Below are 18,836 nucleotides of genomic sequence, written 5' to 3'. Positions count from 1 at the left end.
GCCGGAATCGACTCGAAGGAAACAACTTCCATGTACAACCTCGAACTCCCCAAGAAGCTCAAGGCTTCCGCCAATCAGGCGCATCAGGTCGCGGCATCCATCTTCCGCCCGATCTCCCGCAAGTACGACCTCGCCGAGCACGAGTACCCCGTCGAGCTCGACACGATGGCCGCGATGGTCGAAGGCCTGAGCGACTCGGGCGGCGACGTCGGCGGCGCATCGGGTGGACGCTCGGACGCCCCGAAGGCGGAGCTGCTGGGCAATTCCAACGGCGGCAACATGGCCGCCCTCCTAAACTCCCTCGAAACCTCGTGGGGCGACGTCGGACTCATGCTGTCCATCCCCTACCAGGGCCTGGGTAACGCGGCGATCGCCGCGGTCGCCACCGACGAGCAGCTCGACCGCTTCGGCAAGGTGTGGGCCTCGATGGCCATCACCGAACCGAGCTTCGGCTCGGACTCTGCCGCGGTCACCACCACTGCCGTTCTGGACGGCGACGAGTGGGTCCTCAACGGCGAGAAGATCTTCGTCACCGCCGGTGAGCGCTCCACCCACATCGTGGTGTGGGCCACCGTCGACAAGAGCCTCGGTCGGGCGGCGATCAAGTCGTTCGTCGTTCCCCGCGATGCTCCGGGCCTGTCGGTCGCGCGGCTCGAGCACAAGCTCGGGATCAAGGCGTCCGATACCGCGGTGCTGCTTCTGCAGGACTGCCGCATCCCGAAGGACAACATCCTCGGTAGCCCCGAAGTCGATGTGAAGAAGGGCTTCGGCGGGGTCATGCAGACCTTCGACAACACCCGCCCGCTGGTGGCCGCGATGGCCGTCGGCGTCGGGCGGGCCGCGCTCGAGGAGCTGCGTCAGATCCTCTCGGACGCCGGCGTCGAGATCTCCTACGACCTGCCGGCGAACAGCCAGCATGCGGCAGCAGCGGAGTTCCTGCGGCTCGAAGCCGACTGGGAGGCCTCGTACCTGCTGTCACTGCGCGCGGCGTGGATGGCCGACAACAAGAAGCCGAACTCGCTCGAGGCGTCGATGTCGAAGGCGAAGGCCGGACGCACGGGCACCGACGTGACACTCAAGGCCGTCGAGCTCGCCGGCACCCTCGGCTACTCGCAGCACACCCTGCTGGAGAAGTGGGGCCGCGACAGCAAGATCCTCGACATCTTCGAGGGCACCCAGCAGATTCAGCAGCTCATCGTGGCACGCCGCCTCCTCGGAAAGTCGTCGGCGGAACTGAAGTAGCAGGTCGGACTGTTTTTCGTCCGCCGATCGAGACCCCCGTCGCATACCTGCGGCGGGGGTTCTCGGCGCCTACGGTGCGGACCATCGGCCACTCACCCGGGGTCCGGATCGTTCCCGCTGTCGAACTCGCGGATCCGCTCGGCGGCCGGCCGCAGCCGGTCGGCCGCCACGTCTGCAGCGTCGACGAGCTCGTCCGGTCCGATGATGCAGAACGGGGCGTCGAATCGCAGGATGTAGGAGATCAATCCGGTCCACGACCACGAGCCCGCGGTGACGCGGGAGAACCGCTCGGTGATCTCCTCGACGTACCCGTCGTGCACCCACGGGACGAGATCACGCGCGGGGAGCGAAATCTCGAACTGCCCCACACAGGGCCATGTATCCCGATCCGGTGACCCCTTGGAGCGTGCATCGACGAACGCGGCGGCCGCACGCGTGGGGATTTCCCGGGGCTCGAACCGCGGGCCTGTCGGGGTTCGGGGTCGCATGCGGTCCACCCGGTAGATGCGCCAGTCGTCGCGTTCGAGATCCCAGGCGACGAGATACCAGCGTCCGTTCCTGGAAACGAGTCCGTGTGGCTCGGTGCGGCGCGGTACCGAGCTCCGGTCGCCGTAGTCGAAGCGGAGGGTGGCGCGGTCGCGGACAGCACCGCTGACGGCCTCCAGTACTGCGGGATCGGCACGGACGGAGCTGCCGGTGCCGACGAACCGGACCCCGTCGATCCGGTGACGCAGCCGCGACGGCATCACCTGGCGCACCGTGGCCAAGGCTCGCTCGGCAGCGTCGTCGATGTCGACACCGCTCGATGCCGCGTTCCGGAGCGCGATGGCGATCGCGATTGCCTGTTCGTCGTCGAACAAGAGCGGAGGCAGCTCCGAGCCCGCCTCCAATCGGTATCCGCCGTCGGGGCCTTTGATCGCACCGATCCGATAGCCCAGTTCTCGGAGCCGATCCACGTCACGCCGCACCGTGCGCGTGGTCACCCCGAGTCGCTCGGAGAGCACGTGGCCCGGCCAGTCCCGGCGTGTCTGCAGCAACGACAGGAGCGCCAGCATCCGCGAGGAGGTTGCCGTCATGGGTTCATTGTCGCCCGAGTAGCGGACCGAAACTGTCCTGTACCGCTGTCAGGGTCGTCGCTGACGGCTCAGTCGCCGTCCTCGCACCCGATGGGCTCATATCCGATGACCCATCCGACGAAAAGGACAGATCATGGCTCTCACCACCACGACTCATCTCAACTTCCCCGGCACTGCCCGCGCCGCGCTCGACTTCTATCGGAGCGTGTTCGGCGGCCGGGTCCACACGACCACCTACGGCGAGCTCGGGATGCCGCAGGACGCGCCCGATGCGGGCAAGGTCGTGTTCGGAGAGCTCCGGGCGGACAACGGCTTCCGGGTCATGGCCTACGACATTCCCGGCCGCGATTCCGGGTTCACCGGATCGACCCGGCGTGAGCAGGGCACGACGGTCACCGATCGCCCGTTCTTCCTCTCCATCCGTGGTGACAGCCTCGACGAAGTCTCCGCGTACTGGGAGCGTCTCGCCGAGGGAGCCACCGTCGTCGAGGCTCTCGCACCGTCGGCGTGGAGCCCGGGCTTCGGCATGCTCACCGACCGCAACGGCATCACGTGGGTCGTCGACGTCCAGCCGGCGCACGAGGCCTGACGATGACCGGTGGGACCCCGTCCCCGGGGTCCCACCGTTTCGTCAGCCCTGGCCCTTCGGTCAGCCCTGATCCGGATCGTTCCTGCCCTCGAGTTCGCGGATCCGTTCGGAGGCCAGGCGCAACCGCTTCTTCCGTGCCTCGGCCTCGGACTCCTTGAGTTCCTCGTAGACTTCCTCGTCCTCGTCGCTGAAATCGAGGATCATCCGGGGAATGCTGAGTGTGAGGATCAGCGAGGGCCACACGACCCACGCGTAGTCCCAGCCGACGACGAACTGCAGTGCGAGAAAGGTCATCAGGGTGATCCCGATGATGACCCAGTCGATCGACTCGACCAGGTTGCCGCGGCGGCGCAGCGACGACAGTTCGCTCTCGGCCCCGTCGTCCGCACCGGACCGGGCCACCTTCCCCTTCTCCCGCACCGCCGGTGCGGTCTCACCGAGCTGGATCTTGCGGATGTGGCCGTCCTTCACTTCGAGCGGAAGCCCACCGGGGAGTCCACGAAATGCCTCACGAACGGTCGGGAGAGTGCGCGCAGAGGCGATCTCCCCCGACCGGTCGTAGAACTCACCCGAGTCCAGGCGTCCCGCGGCGTAGTGCTCGCTGATGACGTTCAGCGCGTGGAGCCGCTCGTCGTCGCTGAGGAACAGATCATCCGGGCCGGGCTGCTCCGTCATGTCCTGTCACCTTTCACCGAGACGTCGAGGATGCGCTACCACCGATTGTAGGAAACCCCGAACCCGCGGTGCGGCTCTCGATCGTCCGGCAACGCCACCGCCGTCTCAGTTCGGTCCGACATAGCTTCCCGCCGGGCATCCCGGGTCCTCGTTCTGCGCGCAGTATTCCGGCGACAGATGGTTGCCGGTCGAACCGTCGGCCCCGGGTCCGTCGCCGGCGCCGTGGTTCGGATTGGTGCAGATCGTGCCCTCACAGGGGACGAAGTTTCCGCTGCCGTCCGGATTGGGAATCGCACCGGGACCGACGTAGCTACCCGCCGGGCATCCCGGGTCCTCGTTCTGCGCACAGTATTCCGGCGACAGGTGATTGCCGGTCGAACCGTCGGCCCCGGTCTGTCCCCCGGGGGCCGTGGTGCCATGGGGCCCGCCGTGCTCCTCCTCCACCGTGGTCGTCGTGGTCGTCGTGGTCGTCGTGGTCGTGGTCGTGGTGTCCGAAGCATCGTCCCCACACGCGGCCAGCAGGAGCATTCCACAGCTCGCCAGCGCGAACAGCACACGTTTCATCGCCCTACCCTCTCCGTCGTCTTCCCGGACCGATCGTCCCCACCCCGTCATGTGGGCCTCGGCCTTCTCGCACGATATGGGGGCCGGTGGGACGCGGGCGGCGGAATCGGCCGAACAGAAGAATCCGGCGGTGATCCTCAGCAGGATCCGGAGGCGGCCGTCTCTGCCGCGGCGATCACGAGCGCATGCCGCTCGGGCGTGTGTTCCGGCCAATCCGGTTCCTGCTGAACGGCTTCGAGATACGCCTGGACGTCGCGGTCCCCCGCGACGGGGAACCAGGCCTCGGCCTCGTCGCACGCCGCAGCGAACACGGGACTGCCGGTGTCCACCTCCACACCGGTGATCGCGGTGGTCACCCCTGCCGCGGACACCTCGTAGGTGATGGCATCCTCGGCCGGCGACGGGAACGCCGCGGTGGTCGTTGTGGGCACCTCGGCGTCGTGCGGAGCATCCGTGTCCGCACCTCCGCCGCAACCGGACAGGACGAGGGCACTCAGCGCGACGGCCGCCGCGGTCATCTTCTTCACGCGAGGTTCCTATCAGAACGACGACCGGAGCGTGCACCGGACATCGCGGCACTGCGTCCACCTGTGCGTTTTGCCCACTTCGTCGTCATCATGGGTACAGTGACTGTGATTCGATTCACATTCGAGGCGGAGGGGCGTGCCATGGCGTTGGGAACGAAGATCAAGGACACACTGGGGGCCGTGGCGGTCATGAATCGCTCCGGTCTCGTCCCGTTCCCGAGGATCGACCACGGACTGAGTTCGATTCTCGCGGTCCGCAAGTACGGGCCGTTCGCCGGTCCCGTCCACGCCCACGCCGCAGCGGGCCTCGAGGCCGATGCACTCGTCGACGAGCGTGGGCCGCTGACGTACCGGGACCTCGAGAACCAGTCCAATGCCCTGGTGCGGGCCTGGCGCGCCGACGGCATCACGACCGGCACCGTGATGGGCGCGATGTGCCGCAACAGCCGCGGGCTCATCCTCACCATGCTCGCCGCCGCGAAAGCCGGCAACAAGCTCGTACTGATGAACACCGGCTTCGCCGGCCCGCAACTGGTCGACGTCGCTGCCAGGGAGAAAGTGGGCGCCTTCGTCTACGACGACGAGTTCTCCTCCGTCGCAGCCGCGCTCGCCGACGACGTGCTCCGCTACCGGTCGTGGCCCGAGGCCGGCACCGTCTCGGAGGTCACCACCCTCGACGAGGCGATCGAGAGCCAGTCGACGTCGTCACTCGCCGCGCCCTCGTCGCCGGGCGGCTTCGTCCTGCTCACCAGCGGCACCACCGGGACACCGAAGGGCGCGCCCCGAGAGCACACCTCGCCGCTCGCCTCTGCCCAGTTCCTCGACCGGGTTCCGCTCCGACGGGGTCAGACGATGATGATGGCGGCGCCGGCCTTCCACGGCACCGGCGTCTCCCAGCTCGCCCTGGCCCTCGCGCTCGGCCAGACCGTGGTGATGCACCGGAAGTTCGATCCGGAGAACACTGTTCGCCTGGTCGCGGAGAACCGGTGCGACTCCCTCGTCGTCGTACCGACGATGCTCCAGCGCATCGTGGACCTCGGTCCGCAGACCCTGGCGAAGTACGACACGTCGAGCCTGAAGATCATCTTCTCCGCGGGCGCGGCGATCTCGCCCGACCTGAGCAAGCGCACCGCAGAATCCTTCGGACCGGTGCTGCACAACCTCTACGGGTCCACCGAGGTGGCGGTCGCCACCGTCGCGACGCCGGAGGACCTGGCGCAGGCGCCCGGGACAGCGGGCCGGCCGCCGGTGACCTGCCACGTCCACCTCTACGACGACGAGGGTCGACGTATCAGCACTCCGGACACGGTCGGGCGCATCTTCGTCTCCAGCGGACTGAGCTTCGCCGGCTACACCGACGGCCGCGACAAGGAGCGTATCGACGGACTGCTCTCCACCGGCGACGTCGGGCACTTCGACCGGGACGGCCGGTTGTTCGTCGACGGCCGCGACGACGACATGATCGTGTCCGGCGGGGAGAACGTGTACCCACTCGAGGTCGAGAACCTGCTGATGGACCGTGAGGACGTCCTCGAGGCCGCGGTCATCGGCGTCGAGGACGCCGAGTTCGGCCATCGCCTCCGGGCGTTCGTCGTGTCCGCACCGGGGGTCGACCGCGACGCCGAGGAGATCAAGTCGCACGTGAAGGCGAATCTCGCCCGGTACAAGGTGCCTCGCGAGGTGGTGTTCATCGAGGAACTCCCTCGGAACGCCACCGGCAAGCTCCTGCGCAACGTGCTGCGCGACCACGACTGACGGAAACGGGGCGGGAATCCGACCCCATCCTTGCCAGGACACGTGATGCCGATTACGTTTCTTACTCAATAGTAAGAACCATCACGTGGTGCGCGCGAGGGTCGGTACATCGCCCGCCCACCGGCAGGAGGGGGTTCGGTGCGCACTCGGGTGAGATCGCTGTCGATGATCGCGGCGGGAATCGTCGCACTCTCGGTCCTCCCGGGTGGAGCCGTCGCGTCCGCCGACCCACAGCAGTTCCTCGACGTCGGCAGGGAATCGGTGCCGCGCGCGGAATGCGGCCCCGGGTCGCTCCCCGAGACCGGGTTGCAGGGCGACGTTCCGGCCGAGGATCGCGATTCCGGGCGCAGTCGCGACGGCTATCGCTGCAACGCGACGCTGGTCGGTCAGTACGCCGGCCACGGCGGCGGAATCACGTCGACCACTTTCGACCACTGCTCGTACACCGCGTCGTTCTTCCCGGGCAATCTCCTTCCCGGCGACGGCGGGGTGCACGTGGTCGATGCCTCGGATCCGGCGAATCCGGTCCTCTCCACCGTCCTCACCGAGCCTGCGATGCTCGGCGGCACCTGGGAGACGTTGAAGGTCAACAAGGAACGCAAGCTCCTCGCCGGGACCGCGGTGCCCGTGGGACTCGGGGCCGCCTACTTCTCCGTCTACGACATCTCCGACTGCGCACACCCCAAGCTCCTCAATCCCGGACCGGGCACCGATCTGACCATGCCCCTCCCCTTCACCTCCCACGAAGGCGGCTTCTCCCCCGACGGAAACACCTACTGGGCCTCCGGCGTCGCGCCCGGATTCCTCAGCGCCATCGACATCTCGGACCCGTCGAACCCGCACATCGTCTGGCAGGGGCTCACCGGAATCGAAGAACACGGTTTCGGGATCAGCCCGGACGGCAACCGGCTGTACCTGTCCGCTCTCGCGGGCATCACCGTCCTCGATGTCAGTGCGGTACAACGCCGCGACCCACATCCCCACGTCCCACACATCGGACGCGCGTTCTGGACCGACGGTCAGTTGACGCAGCACAGTATTCCGGTCACCTACGACGGCAAGCCGTACATCTTCACCGCAGACGAGGCCGGCTCCGGCGGAGTCAAACTCATCGACGTCTCCGACGAGGAGAATCTCGAGATCGTCGAGCGAATCAAGCTCGAGATCAACCTCCCCGAGAACATGGAGGAGAATTTCCGTTCCGCGCAGGGTGGTTCGGTCTTCGCGTACGACTCGCACTACTGCGCAGCCGACCGCCCGACGGATCCCACCGCCCTCGCCTGTGGCTGGATCTCCTCCGGAATTCGGGTGTTCGACGTCGAGGATCCGCACGACATCCGCGAGATCGCGTACTACAACCCACCGGCCCGGACCGGCGAGAACCTGCAACTCACCAACTCGCCACACGCGCTCGCGTCGATCATCGGCATTCCGGCACTGAGCTTCCTGAGTCTCGGGCGCGCGGTGATCGAGGACGGACAGAACCTGGCCAACTCGATCGGTCCGCGTTCGTTGCAGGTCGCCTTCGGCGATCTCTCCTCCGACTGGTGCTTCTCGCCTCCCGAATGGCACGGCTCCCAGTTGTGGACGACATGTAGCGACAACGGCTTCATGGTGATCCAGCTCGACAACGACGTGTACACCCCTCCACCGAACCAGAATTCGACGGTCGGATCCTGATGCTCCGTTCGATTACGGCACGGTGGGCCTTCGTATCGTGCGTGGTGGTCGGCGCACTGCTGCTGCTCGTCGTGGGAGCCGGTTTGCGCCCGGCCCTGCTGCCCGCGCCTGATACCGAGGTGGGCCGGACGTCGCTGACCCCCACCGAGATCGGCTTCGCACAGGACATGGCGACCCATCACGAGCAGGCGGTGTTCCTGGTGCAGAATCTCGGGGACGACGTCGCGCCCGAGATCGCCGAACTCGGGCGCCGGATCGCGTCCTCACAGATGGTGGAGATCGGCACGATGCGCGGGTGGCTCACCCTCGTCGACGAGCCCTGGACCTCGGCGCAGCCCATGTCCTGGATGCATCCCGGGCAGACGAGTTCCGGTCACTCCCACGGCGGCGCATCGGAGGCCGGTTCCACCACCCCGGCCGGAGCCATGCCCGGCATGGCGTCGTGGGGCGAGATCAACACGCTCGGAGCGTCCACCGGCCGCGACGCAGAGGTCCGGTTCCTCCAACTCATGGCGCGCCATCACGAGGGCGGCATCGACATGGCCACCGCCGCGCTCGAGTCGGACCTGTCCGACCCGGTTCGGCGCACCGTGCAGGCGATGGTCCAGGAACAGACGAAGGAACTCGGATACATCGGGCTGCTTCTGAGCCAGCGCGACGCGCCGCCGCTCCCGTATCCGTGACAACCGGCTCACCCGTGACAACCGGCCCACCCGTGACTACCGGCGCTGACCGCACGGACACCGACACGCGGAAGCACCCCACCGACGCGCACCACGCCATGGATTCCGCCACTACGGATTGTGGTCCCACGGGTCGAGGCGGGCGACACCGAGTGGTTCGAAGTGCCGGATATTGCGCGTGACGACGGTCATCTCAGCGGCTTCGGCAATGGCGGCGATGAGGGCGTCATCACGAACTGATCGACGACGGGGACCGATGAAGCCCAAGCCTCTACCTGCGGATTTCGGCCACGGCCCGACGGAGTCCGCGACAGCGGGACGTGCAACGACGCCAGCTGTTGCCGAGTAGAGAAGGCACTCCTGGAGGTCGGTGCCGGACCGGAAGGCACCCGAGCCCCGGAAAGCATTCAGGCCCGGGAAACCTTGGTTTCCCGGGCCTGAATCTAGTAGCGGGGACAGGATTTGAACCTGCGACCTCTGGGTTATGAGCCCAGCGAGCTACCGAGCTGCTCCACCCCGCGATGCATTAACGAAGTTACACGAGCGTGAGAACGGAACGCAAATCGCCGTCGACGGCGGGGTCACGGAACCACCGCGGCGGTCACGGAGCAACCACGGGATTGCGGATCCCCCGCGCCACAGCCGCCACTCCCCTCCCACAAGCATGGCGCTCGCGGTGACAGTTCTCACATTCGGTAACGCCGAGCGGGCCGCGGTGACGCACCCGAAACAGCGAAACCACCTGGGAATACGTGGATCTCACGGCGAGAGAATGGCACGGACGTCACAGAAATCCAGGCCGTGACCCATCCGTGATCAGCGCGTACGTTCGTGGACGGCCCGAGAACGGGCATCACCACCGGCCCCGGCGCAGCCACTGCCCCACCGGGGATCCGGATCCCCACACCCTTCACGGGGCAGGGATGTAGCCGTCGCCCCCGAGGCGACCGGAGAGAAGCCGGGTCACGCTTCGCGTTGCGGACGGGCGAATCACGCCCTCGCAGCGCAGAACACGCACCGCGGCCACACGTCACCGTTGCGGAGAGGAACTACCTGCATGACCAAGAGCATCACCACCAAGCGCGCCCTCAGCACCCTCGTCCTGGCCGGAGCGGCCGTCGCCGTCCCGCTGGGGATCGGCACCGGAACCGCATCCGCCGCGTCCGGGAACTGGGACGCCGTCGCCGAGTGCGAGAGTGGCGGCAACTGGAGCATCAACACCGGCAACGGCTACTACGGCGGCCTGCAGTTCTCGCAGAGCACCTGGGAGGCCAACGGCGGCTCCGGGTACGCCCACGACAACTCCCGCGAGGAGCAGATCCGGGTGGCCGAGAACGTGCTCGCTACCCAGGGCCCGGGGGCCTGGCCGACCTGCGGCGCGTACCTCTGACACCGAACAGCACACACGAAGGGCCTTGCATTGCAAGGCCCTTCGTCGTTTCTCACCAAAGGCACCCTCGAGTGCCACCCACGTGCGTGATCCACTTCACCGAAAGTGCGTGATCCCCCACACATCACGACGGCATAACAAACCGGCATCGGCCCCGTATACGTGAGCCCTGACCTGCAGGGACGGCAGTTCGACGGGCACGGCCCCGGGAACCCGGCTCGTCGGGCACCGGCGTGACCTGATCGTGACCTTTCGCTACCGTCGCTGACAGCCCGACCAACGGGCACACGCCGGCCCGCCGCTGCTGACACTGCCCCGCGGATCCGGAATCCCCGAACCTCGAGGGGCAGTGGCGCGGAAACAGACTTTCCAGCGCACCGAGTGCGACGCCGACGATGCGTCCTCCGTGCGCCCACCGCGTTCGGCCGGCGCGAGAGGATTCACCCCGCATGACCAATCGCATCATCAGCAAGCGTGCCCTCGGCCTGATCGCTGCCACCGGCGCGGCCGTCGTCCTCCCCCTGGGCCTGGGCACCGCCACCGCCCACGCCTCCGAGTACGACTGGGACGGCGTCGCCCAGTGCGAGAGCGGCGGAAACTGGGGCATCAACACCGGCAACGGCTACTACGGCGGCCTGCAGTTCTCCCAGAGCACCTGGTCGTCGCACGGCGGCTCCGGATACGCGCACAACGCGAGCAAGGAAGAGCAGATCCGCGTCGCCGAGCGAGTGCTCGAGACCCAGGGTGTCGGCGCGTGGCCGACCTGTGGCCAGTACCTGACCAAGAAGGCCCCGGCGCCGGCTCCCGAGGCCACTGCGCCCGCGGCCCCGGCTCCGCAGGCCGCGCCGGAATCCACCGTCCCGGCCGAGGCCCAGCCGATCGTCGACGCCGTGCGCGACGCGATCGCCACCCCGGAGGCTCAGCAGATCCGCGAGGCTGCCCGCACCGTGGCCGAGCAGAACGGCTACACCGGCGAGCTCGACCAGATCGTGGCGTTCGACGCCGCCACCGTGGGCGTCCTTCGCTGACACCCGGTACACACGAGAGAAGGCCCCGACCGGAACTCCGGTCGGGGCCTTCTCTCACGCTGTCACCGCGTCACTACCGCGGTAGGGCCTCGTAGGCGGTGACCGCCTGCTGGACCCGTTCGAGCGCCGAACCGTACGCGGCGAAGTCACCGCTCTGCTGTGCGGCCTTCAGCGCCGCCAGCGAGGCATCCAACTCGGCGACCGCAGCCGCCACGTCGACCGGCGGCGTCGCCGCGGGAGCGGGTGCCGGGGCCGGTGCGGGAGCCGGGACGGCGCCCCCGTCGGTGTCCGGAGCCGGTGTCTGCGGCTCGGTACCCTCGGTCGGCTCCGTCTCCGCACTCGGCGCGGTCGCCACCGCGCCCGTTCCGGCACCGAAGACCTGATCCAGCGCCTGGGCCAGCGTCGGAGCGTATCCAACCCGGATGTTGTTGCCCGGCGGTGGCTCACGGTAGCTGACCATCACTCGCGACAACTGCGGGAACGTCGACGTGTTCGGGCCTGCCGAGCTGCGCTCGGTGTACATCGGCTCGACGTAGAGGATGCCGCCGTTCGCGATGGGCAGTGTCAACAGGTTGCCGTACTGGATCCGGTTGGATCGCTCGAGCAGCGTCCGCTCCGATGCCACCCGAGGATCGGAGATCATCGAGTTCTGCGTCTGCTGCGGACCCTGGGTCTGGCTGTCCGTGGGCAGCTGCATGACGGTGAACTTGCCGTAGTTCTCCGGATCGGACTTCACCGTCAGGTACGCCGACAGGAACTCGCGGTTGTACCCGACCATGGCACTGGTCAGGTTGAACGAGGGATCGCCCGTCTCCGGATCACCGACCGTGACGTAGTACGGCGGCTGGTTCGCCGACGTGTCGATCGTCGGATCGCTCGGCACCGACCAGAAGGCGTTGTTCGTGAAGAACTCCTTCGGATCGTCCACGTGGTACTTCGCGAGCATCTCGCGCTGCACCTTGAACAGGTCCTCCGGGTAGCGGAAGTGCGCCCGCAACTCGTCCGAGATGGAATCCTCGGGCTGGACCGCGTCGGGGAACACGCCCATCCACGCGTCCAGAACCGGATCGTTGTCGTCCACCTGGAAGAGGGTGACGGTGCCGTCGTACGCGTCGACGGTGGCCTTCACCGAGTTGCGGATGTAGGACACCTCCTTGCGCGGGAGCAGGCGACCGGTGTTCTGGTCGATGCTGTCCTCGACGAGGCCGTCCAGCGAGCTGCGCTGTGCGTACGGGTAGTCCTGCAGGGTGGTGTACGCGTCGACGATCCAGACGATCTTGCCGTCGACCACCGCGGGATAGGTGTTGCCGTCGGCGGTGAGCCACGGCGCGACCTGGGTGACACGGCTGCGCGGATCCCGGTTGTAGATGATCTTCGACTCGGATCCGATCGCCCCCGAGAAGAGGATGTTGCGCTCGGCGTACTTCGCCGCGAAGGCGAGGCGGTTCACCCAGTTGCCGATCGGCACGCCACCGGCGCCGGTGTAGGAATAGCGCGCGATGTCGGTGTCGTACTCGCGTGGCCCCTCGCCGTCGGCACTGCCGACGATCGCGTAGTCCGCATCGGTGTCGGCGATCACCTCGCCGTAGTAGATACGCGGCTGCTCGACCGGGATGACCTGGTTGCCGCTCTCCTGCGAGGCGATGTCGCTGACCATGTACACCGGGTAGCCGCTGTTGCTGTTGGCGGCTTCCTCGACGGAGTCACCGGCCGCGGCGTTGACGCGATTGGCGGGCGCGGCGACGAGACCGTTGCCGTGGGTGTAGACGGTGTGGCGGTTGATCCAGTCCGTCTGGTTACCCGTCAGGCTCCGCGGCGAGAGTTCGCGAGCGGCGACGACGAAGTCCTGGACCTCACCGTCGATCGTGTAGCGGTCGATGTCCAGCGACGGCGGGAACCCGTAGAAGTTCTTGAGCTGCTGCTGCTGAGTGAAGGTGCGCGAGAGCACGTTCGGGTCGAGCAGTCGAGTGTTGGCGATGGTCGTGACATCGGCCGGCACGTCCCGCGGGGACGTGTCGGGCGCCGCGAATCCGGGATAGTCCTGATACTCGATGTTCTCGTCGGTGATCCCGTACGCCTGCCGCGTGGCGGCGATGTTGCGCTCGATGTACGGGCTCTCCTTCTCGGCGGCGTTGGGGCGCACCGAGAACTGCTCGACGACCAGCGGCCATGCGGCACCGACCAGAACGGACGAGAGCACCAGCAACGCCGTGGCCATGGCCGGGATCCGCAGATCCTTGAGCACGATGGCGGCGAAGAAGGCACCGGCACAGATGACCGCGATTGCCAGGAGGATCAGCTTCGCCGGAAGCACCGCGTTGATGTCGGTGAAGCTACCGCCGGTGAACGTGGGCTCCTTGCGGCTGCTGGACAGCAGCGAATATCGATCGAGCCAGTACGCGACGGCCTTGAGGAGAACGAAGGTTCCGGCGAGCACCGCCAGCTGCACCCGCGCCGCCGTGCTGAACGAGCCGCCCTCGCGGCCGCCGAGCCGGATACCACCGAAGACGTAGTGCGTGAGCAGGCTGGCGAAGAACGCCAGCAGGATCGCCACGAACAGCCAGTTGAGAACGAACCGGTAGAACGGCAGATCGAACGCGTAGAAGCCGACGTCGAGGCCGAACTCCGGGTCCTGGACACCGAAGGATCCGCCGTTGATGAACATCTGCACGGTGACCCAGCTCGACTGCGCGACCAGACCCGCGAAGATGCCGATCACGACGGGAATGCCGATGCTGAACAGCCGCATCCGGGACATCACGGTGGTCCGGTAGCGCGCCACCGGGTCGTTCGGTCCTGCAACCGGGACGAACACCGGGCGCCAGCGGTAGGCGACCAGCAGGGCCCCCCACACGATGAGCCCGACGATCACGCCGACCGCCACGAACAGCAGGACCCGCGTGAGCAGCACCGTCGTGAAGACGTTGGTGAAGCCGACCTCGCGGAACCACAGCCAATCCGTGTAGGTGCTGATCAGTCGCGGACCCATGAGCAGCAGTGCCGCGAAGATCAGGGCGATCACGAGCAGCACACGATTTCGTTTGGACAAAGACGGTAAGCCTTGCGGGGGCCGCATGCCCACGTGCCACACTCCATCACCTCGGCGACGACCCTGCGTCGCGTAAACCAGCACCGGTCTGTTGCGGTCGCGCCCCGAGTCGGGGCGCGACCGTTTCGTCCCACTCTACGTAACGTCGGCGAGTGCCCGACCGGCCGGTGTGGGCCGGGCCGGGAACGCCACGTCCTCCGCGCAGACTACGGGCGTCGCGGTCCGAGCGAAACCCGCCGAATCACACCGATACGGATCGGCTGGGAACGACACGGAGGTGCCCGCCGGGAGGGTCGCCGCGGGGTGGGACCGGGATGGGACCGGGATGGGACCGCGATGGGACACTGGCACCGTGAACGATTCGATCATCCGGCACCCCGATCAGACTCTCGCTCGCTGTGTGCGCGAGGTGATCGACCACGTCGACGCGGACGGGTGGGGCGGTCCTCCGCGCATGTTCGGGCTCGTGCCGACCGCTCTCCTCGCCGCCGCCGAGCCGACGCTGCTCGATCAGCTCGAGGACGGTGCGCAGCTGACGCCGGTGGAGCAGGAGGCGTTCCCCGACGACATCGACGGCGGCTCCCCCGCCCTCGACGAGTTCCTCGCCACCACCAGTTGGCCGGATTCGGTCGTCGGCTGTGTCCTCGTGCAGGAGATCGTCGTGCTGCCGCCGACCGCCGAGTCCGACGTGCTGGCGTCGGCGACGACCACGACCGGCGCGGACGCGGCGGCCCGTGCCGCCGCGCTGGCGCACCCGGATCGCCGGGAGGCGAGACTGATCGCCGGTGTGCTGCGTGACGGACCGTCGGTGAGTGTGCTCCAGCTGCGTCCCGACGAGGACGCGGATCCGTTCGGCGAGATGGATCTGCGTACGTCGGACGACCTGGCACCGAACCTGGTCAACGCCCTGTATGCGACCTTCGATGCCGGCCCCGAGGACGACTGGAGCTGACGACGACACCGCCGTCGTCGGTCAGCAGGACGGCGCGTCCCCACCGGCACTCAGGGAATCGAGCGCCTCGACGGCACCGGTCAACGTCTCCACCCGCACCAGCCGCAGTCCGTCCGGCGCGCCCTGACGGGCCTCGTCACAGTTCTTCGACGGGACCAGGAACGTCTCGGCCCCGGCTTCGCGTGCCGCGATCAACTTGTACCGGATGCCCCCGATCGGGCCCACGTCGCCTGCGGGATCGATCGTGCCGGTGCCGGCGACGAAGTCGCCACCGTTGAGTGCCCCCGGCGTGAGTTTGTCGATGACGGCGAGGCTGAACATCAGGCCGGCGGACGGGCCACCGATGTCGGCGAGATTGAAATCGATCGTGAACGGGACGTCGGGCACCTGCTCCGGAGTCACCCCGAGGTATCCGCGCGACTCGTCGTCCGGGCGCGCACCGAGGCGCACCTCCACCGCCAGCGGCTCGCCCTCGCGCAGCACGTCGACCACGATCGAGGTTCCCGGCCCCGCGTCCGCCACCGCCTGCTGCACGTCGACCACGGTGGTGACCGCCTGCCCCTCGACGGCGAGAATCTGATCGCCCTCCACGAGCAGCCCCGAGGAAGGCCCGTCCTCGCCGACCTGTCCGACGGTGAGGAGCACCGGCTCGCCGAGGAATCCGAGGGCCGCGAGTTCCGCGGCATCCTCCGAGCGCCGGAAGTCGGCGTCGTTCTCCTGCTGGACCTCTTCCTTGGACTTCTCCGGCGGGTAGACCTGCTCGCGCGGCACCAGGCCGTGGCGTCCACTGGCCCACATCCCGAACGCCTCGAACACGTTGAGGTTGTCCCGAACCGCGACGGTGGTCATGTTGAGGTGGCCGGACACCTCGTCCACGTCGATGCCCTGGATGTCCACCACCTCGCGATCCCCCACCGTGCCGAGGGTGTCGAACGTCGGGCCGGGGCCCAGGGCGACGAAGGGAACCTGTACGACAGTGCCCAGAACTCCGAGTACCACGATCGGTGCCAGCGCGGCGATGAGCGTCACGATCCGTCGATTCACCAGACCCAGGGTAGAGCGCGCGCCCGACGATGCCCGGACGCCCTCGTCGTACGCCTGCTCCGGCGTGTTCACCCACAGCGTGATCTCGGCACTGCATCCGCGTGGACCACCCTTGTACCGTTGGAGGTATGAGCAATCCGCCGTTCGGCTTTTCCAACTCCGACGACGACCCGGACCGGGACGGGAACCGCAAGGGTCCCGAAGGCGACCCGTTCGCGGGCGCGTTCGGCGCCGGCGGCTTCGACCCGTCCGCGCTCGGACAGATGCTGACCCAGTTCGGCCAGATGCTCAGTGGCATGGGCAGCTCGATGGGCAGCGGCGAGTCCGGGCCCGTGAACTACGACGTCGCCAAGAAGCTGGCCCGCCAGCAGATCGGCACTCCACGCCCGATCACTCGCGGCAACACCGATGCTGTCACCGAGGCCTCCCGACTCGCCGAGCTGTGGCTCGACCCCGCGACGACGCTGCCTGCGGGCGCGACCCGGGTGCAGGCGTGGACGCCGGTCGACTGGCTCGACCACACGATCGACACCTGGAAGCGGCTGTGTGATCCGGTCGCGGAGAAGGTCTCGGGCATGTGGGCGCAGGGATTGCCTCCCGAGGCCCAGCAGATGGCGGGGCCGATGCTGGGAATGATGACGCAGATGGGTGGGCTCGCGTTCGGCTCGCAGCTCGGTCAGGCGCTGGGGCAGCTGTCGAAGGAGGTCCTCACCTCCACCGACATCGGCCTGCCGCTCGGCCCGGCCGGCGTAGGCGCCCTACTTCCCGAGGCGATCGAGGAGTTCAGCAAGGGGCTCGAGCAGCCCGATCGTGAGATCCTCGTCTTCCTCGCTGCCCGTGAAGCCGCCTACCAGCGCCTCTACAGTCACGTGCCGTGGCTGCGGCAGCGGTTGCTCGCCACCGTCGAGGAGTACGCGCGCGGGATCACCATGGATTTCTCGGCGATCGAGGAACTCGCCAAGGGCCTCGATCCGTCCGCACTGTCCGACCCGTCCCAGCTCGAGGGAATCCTGCAGCAGGGTGCCTTCGAGCCACAGACCACACCCGAACAGAAGCAGGCCCTGGAACGGCTCGAAACCCTCCTCGCACTGGTCGAGGGCTGGGTCGAGGTCGTCGTGGCGGAGGCGATCGGCGACCGGCTGCCGGGCGTGGCCGCGCTGAGCGAGACGCTGCGCCGCCGACGAGCCGGCGGCGGACCGGCGGAACAGACGTTCGCCACGCTCGTCGGACTCGAACTCCGGCCCCGCAAGGTGCGGGAGGCCGCCGCCCTGTGGCGCCGGCTCACCGTCGATGCCGGGGTCGATCTGCGGGACGGCGTCTGGGCCCACCCGGACCTGCTCCCCGACTCCACCGACCTCGACAATCCGGCAGGCTTCATCGACCGGGTACGCGGAGGCGGAGACATCGGCAACTTCGACGACCCGATCGCCCAGCTCGAGGCCACCGAGGCGCGGGAGCGGGCCGGTAGGGAATCCGAGGCCGGCTCCTCCGGCGACGCCGACGGCAGTTCCGACACCGACGACGCCGGCCCCGAAGACCGCGGCCCCGACACCGGCGACACGAAGTAGCGATATCCCGGAAAACTTTGCTCGACCGGCACAATCCCAGGTCCACGAGTTGTCACCCTGTGGATAACCGGGGTCGACGGCCGCGGTCGTCGCCCCTGGTCGTGCGATCGTCGAGGCATGAACGTCACGGCGCCCACCACAGCCGGGTACAGCCTGGATCCACGCCGACCATTGCTGACCCGGCCGGACGGACGCCTGCAGATCGGCTGGGACCCGGAATCGGCCCTGATCCTGACTCCACCGCCACGCGTCACCGCACGTGCGCTGCTCGAGGTTCTGGATCTGTTCGACGGCAAGATCTCCCGCCCACAGATCATGTGGGTGGCCGCCGGGCACGACATCGCCCCCAGCGCGATGGGCGCCGTCCTCGACGAACTCGAACGAGTGGGTGTCGCCGTCCGTGCGACAGCGACACCGCCACCCGACCGGACGCCCGCCGTGCGGGTTCACGGGAGAGGACCACTGTCCGATGCGCTCGTGGCGGCGCTGCGTGGGGCGAACGCACGGATCACCCGCTCGGTGCGGTACCCGCCGGACGCCGACGCAGGACGGTGGAAGACCACCTGCGTGGTGCTCGCCGACGACCTCGTCGCCGATCCACGCCTCGTCCTCGACCTGGTGCGTTACCGGATACCGCACCTGTCGGTCCGCCTGCGCGACGGTCACGGAATCGTCGGTCCGCTGGTTCTCCCCGGGCACACGAGCTGCCTCGGCTGCGCCGACCTCTACCGCGGCGCCCGCGATCCCCAGTGGCCGCATCTGGCAGCGCAACTACTCGGCCGAGCCGGGCACGCGGACCCCGCCACCGTGATGGCCACCTCGGCCGTGGCTCTCGCCCAGCTGGACGCCGTCCTGGGAGCGCACCGTAGCGAGCTCCCCGCCTCCGTGAACCACACCCTCGAGATCGATCTCACCGGGCTGACCGTCCGCCGCCGCCGATGGCCGCGTCGTAGGGACTGCCGGTGCCGACATCTCGACACCGGTGTGGTCGGCTCGCCGAATCTTCCGCCATGA

The 18,836-nt window shown here is 68.0% G+C and carries 15 protein-coding genes, 1 tRNA gene and 1 pseudogene; 10 read left to right on the top strand and 7 right to left on the bottom strand.

What is annotated here, in order from left to right:
• Window positions 1-30 precede the first annotated feature (30 nt).
• On the top strand, window positions 31-1,242 hold the full coding sequence (locus tag G4H71_RS18205) for an acyl-CoA dehydrogenase family protein (protein ID WP_072736455.1): 1,212 nt from the start codon (window positions 31-33) through the stop codon (window positions 1,240-1,242).
• Between the two features lie 92 nt (window positions 1,243-1,334).
• On the opposite strand, the gene G4H71_RS18200 is transcribed toward G4H71_RS18205, so the two are convergent.
• Window positions 1,335-2,318 (bottom strand): helix-turn-helix transcriptional regulator, encoded by a 984-nt coding sequence (locus G4H71_RS18200; protein ID WP_072736456.1) that lies wholly within the window; start codon window positions 2,316-2,318, stop codon window positions 1,335-1,337.
• Between the two features lie 133 nt (window positions 2,319-2,451).
• Between G4H71_RS18200 and G4H71_RS18195 the strand changes: the two genes are divergently transcribed.
• Complete coding sequence (locus G4H71_RS18195; RefSeq protein WP_072736457.1) at window positions 2,452-2,907, top strand: VOC family protein; 456 nt, start codon at window positions 2,452-2,454, stop codon at window positions 2,905-2,907.
• 60 nt (window positions 2,908-2,967) lie between these two features.
• On the opposite strand, the gene G4H71_RS18190 is transcribed toward G4H71_RS18195, so the two are convergent.
• The 3 genes from G4H71_RS18190 to lpqV all read right to left on the bottom strand — a co-directional run bounded on the left by G4H71_RS18190 (window position 2,968) and on the right by lpqV (window position 4,664).
• On the bottom strand, window positions 2,968-3,582 hold the full coding sequence (locus tag G4H71_RS18190; RefSeq protein ID WP_072736458.1) for a DUF1707 SHOCT-like domain-containing protein: 615 nt from the start codon (window positions 3,580-3,582) through the stop codon (window positions 2,968-2,970).
• Between the two features lie 105 nt (window positions 3,583-3,687).
• Window positions 3,688-4,197 (bottom strand): hypothetical protein, encoded by a 510-nt coding sequence (locus G4H71_RS18185; RefSeq protein WP_246442010.1) that lies wholly within the window; start codon window positions 4,195-4,197, stop codon window positions 3,688-3,690.
• An 86-nt stretch (window positions 4,198-4,283) separates the two neighbouring features.
• Window positions 4,284-4,664 (bottom strand): lipoprotein LpqV, encoded by a 381-nt coding sequence (lpqV, locus tag G4H71_RS18180; protein WP_246442920.1) that lies wholly within the window; start codon window positions 4,662-4,664, stop codon window positions 4,284-4,286.
• 150 nt (window positions 4,665-4,814) lie between these two features.
• On the opposite strand from lpqV, the gene G4H71_RS18175 reads away from it, so the two are divergent.
• The 3 genes from G4H71_RS18175 (at window position 4,815) to G4H71_RS18165 (ending at window position 8,791) form a co-directional block, all read left to right on the top strand.
• Entirely contained in the window at window positions 4,815-6,428 is a 1,614-nt protein-coding gene (locus tag G4H71_RS18175; protein WP_072736461.1) for an acyl-CoA synthetase, read from the top strand.
• A 165-nt stretch (window positions 6,429-6,593) separates the two neighbouring features.
• Window positions 6,594-8,108: an LVIVD repeat-containing protein gene (locus G4H71_RS18170; protein ID WP_072736663.1), complete on the top strand. Its 1,515-nt coding sequence runs from the start codon at window positions 6,594-6,596 to the stop codon at window positions 8,106-8,108.
• Window positions 8,108-8,791 (top strand): DUF305 domain-containing protein, encoded by a 684-nt coding sequence (locus G4H71_RS18165; protein ID WP_072736462.1) that lies wholly within the window; start codon window positions 8,108-8,110, stop codon window positions 8,789-8,791. The genes G4H71_RS18170 and G4H71_RS18165 overlap by 1 nt, the downstream gene beginning before the upstream one ends.
• 447 nt (window positions 8,792-9,238) lie before the next feature.
• Here the strand turns inward: G4H71_RS18165 and G4H71_RS18160 are convergent.
• Window positions 9,239-9,312 (bottom strand) — tRNA-Met (locus tag G4H71_RS18160).
• A gap of 536 nt (window positions 9,313-9,848) precedes the next feature.
• On the opposite strand from G4H71_RS18160, the pseudogene G4H71_RS18155 reads away from it, so the two are divergent.
• A pseudogene (locus G4H71_RS18155) lies at window positions 9,849-10,178 on the top strand (transglycosylase family protein); the annotation flags it as partial.
• A 452-nt stretch (window positions 10,179-10,630) separates the two neighbouring features.
• A complete protein-coding gene (locus G4H71_RS18150) occupies window positions 10,631-11,209 on the top strand; it encodes a transglycosylase family protein (RefSeq protein WP_072736464.1) in 579 nt (192 codons plus the stop codon).
• Between the two features lie 73 nt (window positions 11,210-11,282).
• Here G4H71_RS18150 and G4H71_RS18145 read toward each other — a convergent pair whose 3' ends face one another.
• Window positions 11,283-14,291, bottom strand: a complete 3,009-nt coding sequence (locus G4H71_RS18145) for a UPF0182 family protein (RefSeq protein ID WP_083342954.1) — start codon at window positions 14,289-14,291, stop codon at window positions 11,283-11,285.
• Between the two features lie 292 nt (window positions 14,292-14,583).
• Between G4H71_RS18145 and G4H71_RS18140 the strand changes: the two genes are divergently transcribed.
• The gene (locus G4H71_RS18140) at window positions 14,584-15,210 is read left to right on the top strand and encodes a PPA1309 family protein (RefSeq protein ID WP_371842131.1); all 627 of its coding nucleotides are present in this window, start codon (window positions 14,584-14,586) and stop codon (window positions 15,208-15,210) included.
• Window positions 15,211-15,231: 21 nt separating this feature from the next.
• On the opposite strand, the gene G4H71_RS18135 is transcribed toward G4H71_RS18140, so the two are convergent.
• A complete protein-coding gene (locus G4H71_RS18135; protein WP_072736666.1) occupies window positions 15,232-16,254 on the bottom strand; it encodes a YlbL family protein in 1,023 nt (340 codons plus the stop codon).
• Between the two features lie 128 nt (window positions 16,255-16,382).
• On the opposite strand from G4H71_RS18135, the gene G4H71_RS18130 reads away from it, so the two are divergent.
• Together G4H71_RS18130 and G4H71_RS18125 are read left to right on the top strand one after the other, a co-directional pair.
• Window positions 16,383-17,822 carry a zinc-dependent metalloprotease gene (locus G4H71_RS18130; RefSeq protein WP_072736465.1) on the top strand — a complete coding sequence of 480 codons (1,440 nt, stop codon included), beginning with the start codon at window positions 16,383-16,385 and terminating at the stop codon, window positions 17,820-17,822.
• 117 nt (window positions 17,823-17,939) lie between these two features.
• Window positions 17,940-18,836 carry a bacteriocin biosynthesis cyclodehydratase domain-containing protein gene (locus G4H71_RS18125; protein WP_072736466.1) on the top strand — a complete coding sequence of 299 codons (897 nt, stop codon included), beginning with the start codon at window positions 17,940-17,942 and terminating at the stop codon, window positions 18,834-18,836.

This window comes from Rhodococcus triatomae, assembly GCF_014217785.1.
Taxonomy (GTDB): Bacteria; Actinomycetota; Actinomycetes; order Mycobacteriales; family Mycobacteriaceae; genus Rhodococcus_F; species Rhodococcus_F triatomae.
The sequence above is the reverse complement of the archived record's forward strand: the minus strand, read 5'-3'. Positions and strand labels throughout refer to the sequence as shown.

Coding starts and splice junctions, on each gene's coding strand:
- G4H71_RS18205 (WP_072736455.1), top strand. CDS start 31: ATGTACAACCTCGAACTCCCCAAGAAGCTCAAGGCTTCCGCCAATCAG.
- G4H71_RS18200 (WP_072736456.1), bottom strand. CDS start 2,318: ATGACGGCAACCTCCTCGCGGATGCTGGCGCTCCTGTCGTTGCTGCAG.
- G4H71_RS18195 (WP_072736457.1), top strand. CDS start 2,452: ATGGCTCTCACCACCACGACTCATCTCAACTTCCCCGGCACTGCCCGC.
- G4H71_RS18190 (WP_072736458.1), bottom strand. CDS start 3,582: ATGACGGAGCAGCCCGGCCCGGATGATCTGTTCCTCAGCGACGACGAG.
- G4H71_RS18185 (WP_246442010.1), bottom strand. CDS start 4,197: ATGACGGGGTGGGGACGATCGGTCCGGGAAGACGACGGAGAGGGTAGG.
- lpqV (WP_246442920.1), bottom strand. CDS start 4,664: ATGACCGCGGCGGCCGTCGCGCTGAGTGCCCTCGTCCTGTCCGGTTGC.
- G4H71_RS18175 (WP_072736461.1), top strand. CDS start 4,815: ATGGCGTTGGGAACGAAGATCAAGGACACACTGGGGGCCGTGGCGGTC.
- G4H71_RS18170 (WP_072736663.1), top strand. CDS start 6,594: ATGATCGCGGCGGGAATCGTCGCACTCTCGGTCCTCCCGGGTGGAGCC.
- G4H71_RS18165 (WP_072736462.1), top strand. CDS start 8,108: ATGCTCCGTTCGATTACGGCACGGTGGGCCTTCGTATCGTGCGTGGTG.
- G4H71_RS18150 (WP_072736464.1), top strand. CDS start 10,631: ATGACCAATCGCATCATCAGCAAGCGTGCCCTCGGCCTGATCGCTGCC.
- G4H71_RS18140 (WP_371842131.1), top strand. CDS start 14,584: ATGGGACCGCGATGGGACACTGGCACCGTGAACGATTCGATCATCCGG.
- G4H71_RS18130 (WP_072736465.1), top strand. CDS start 16,383: ATGAGCAATCCGCCGTTCGGCTTTTCCAACTCCGACGACGACCCGGAC.
- G4H71_RS18125 (WP_072736466.1), top strand. CDS start 17,940: ATGAACGTCACGGCGCCCACCACAGCCGGGTACAGCCTGGATCCACGC.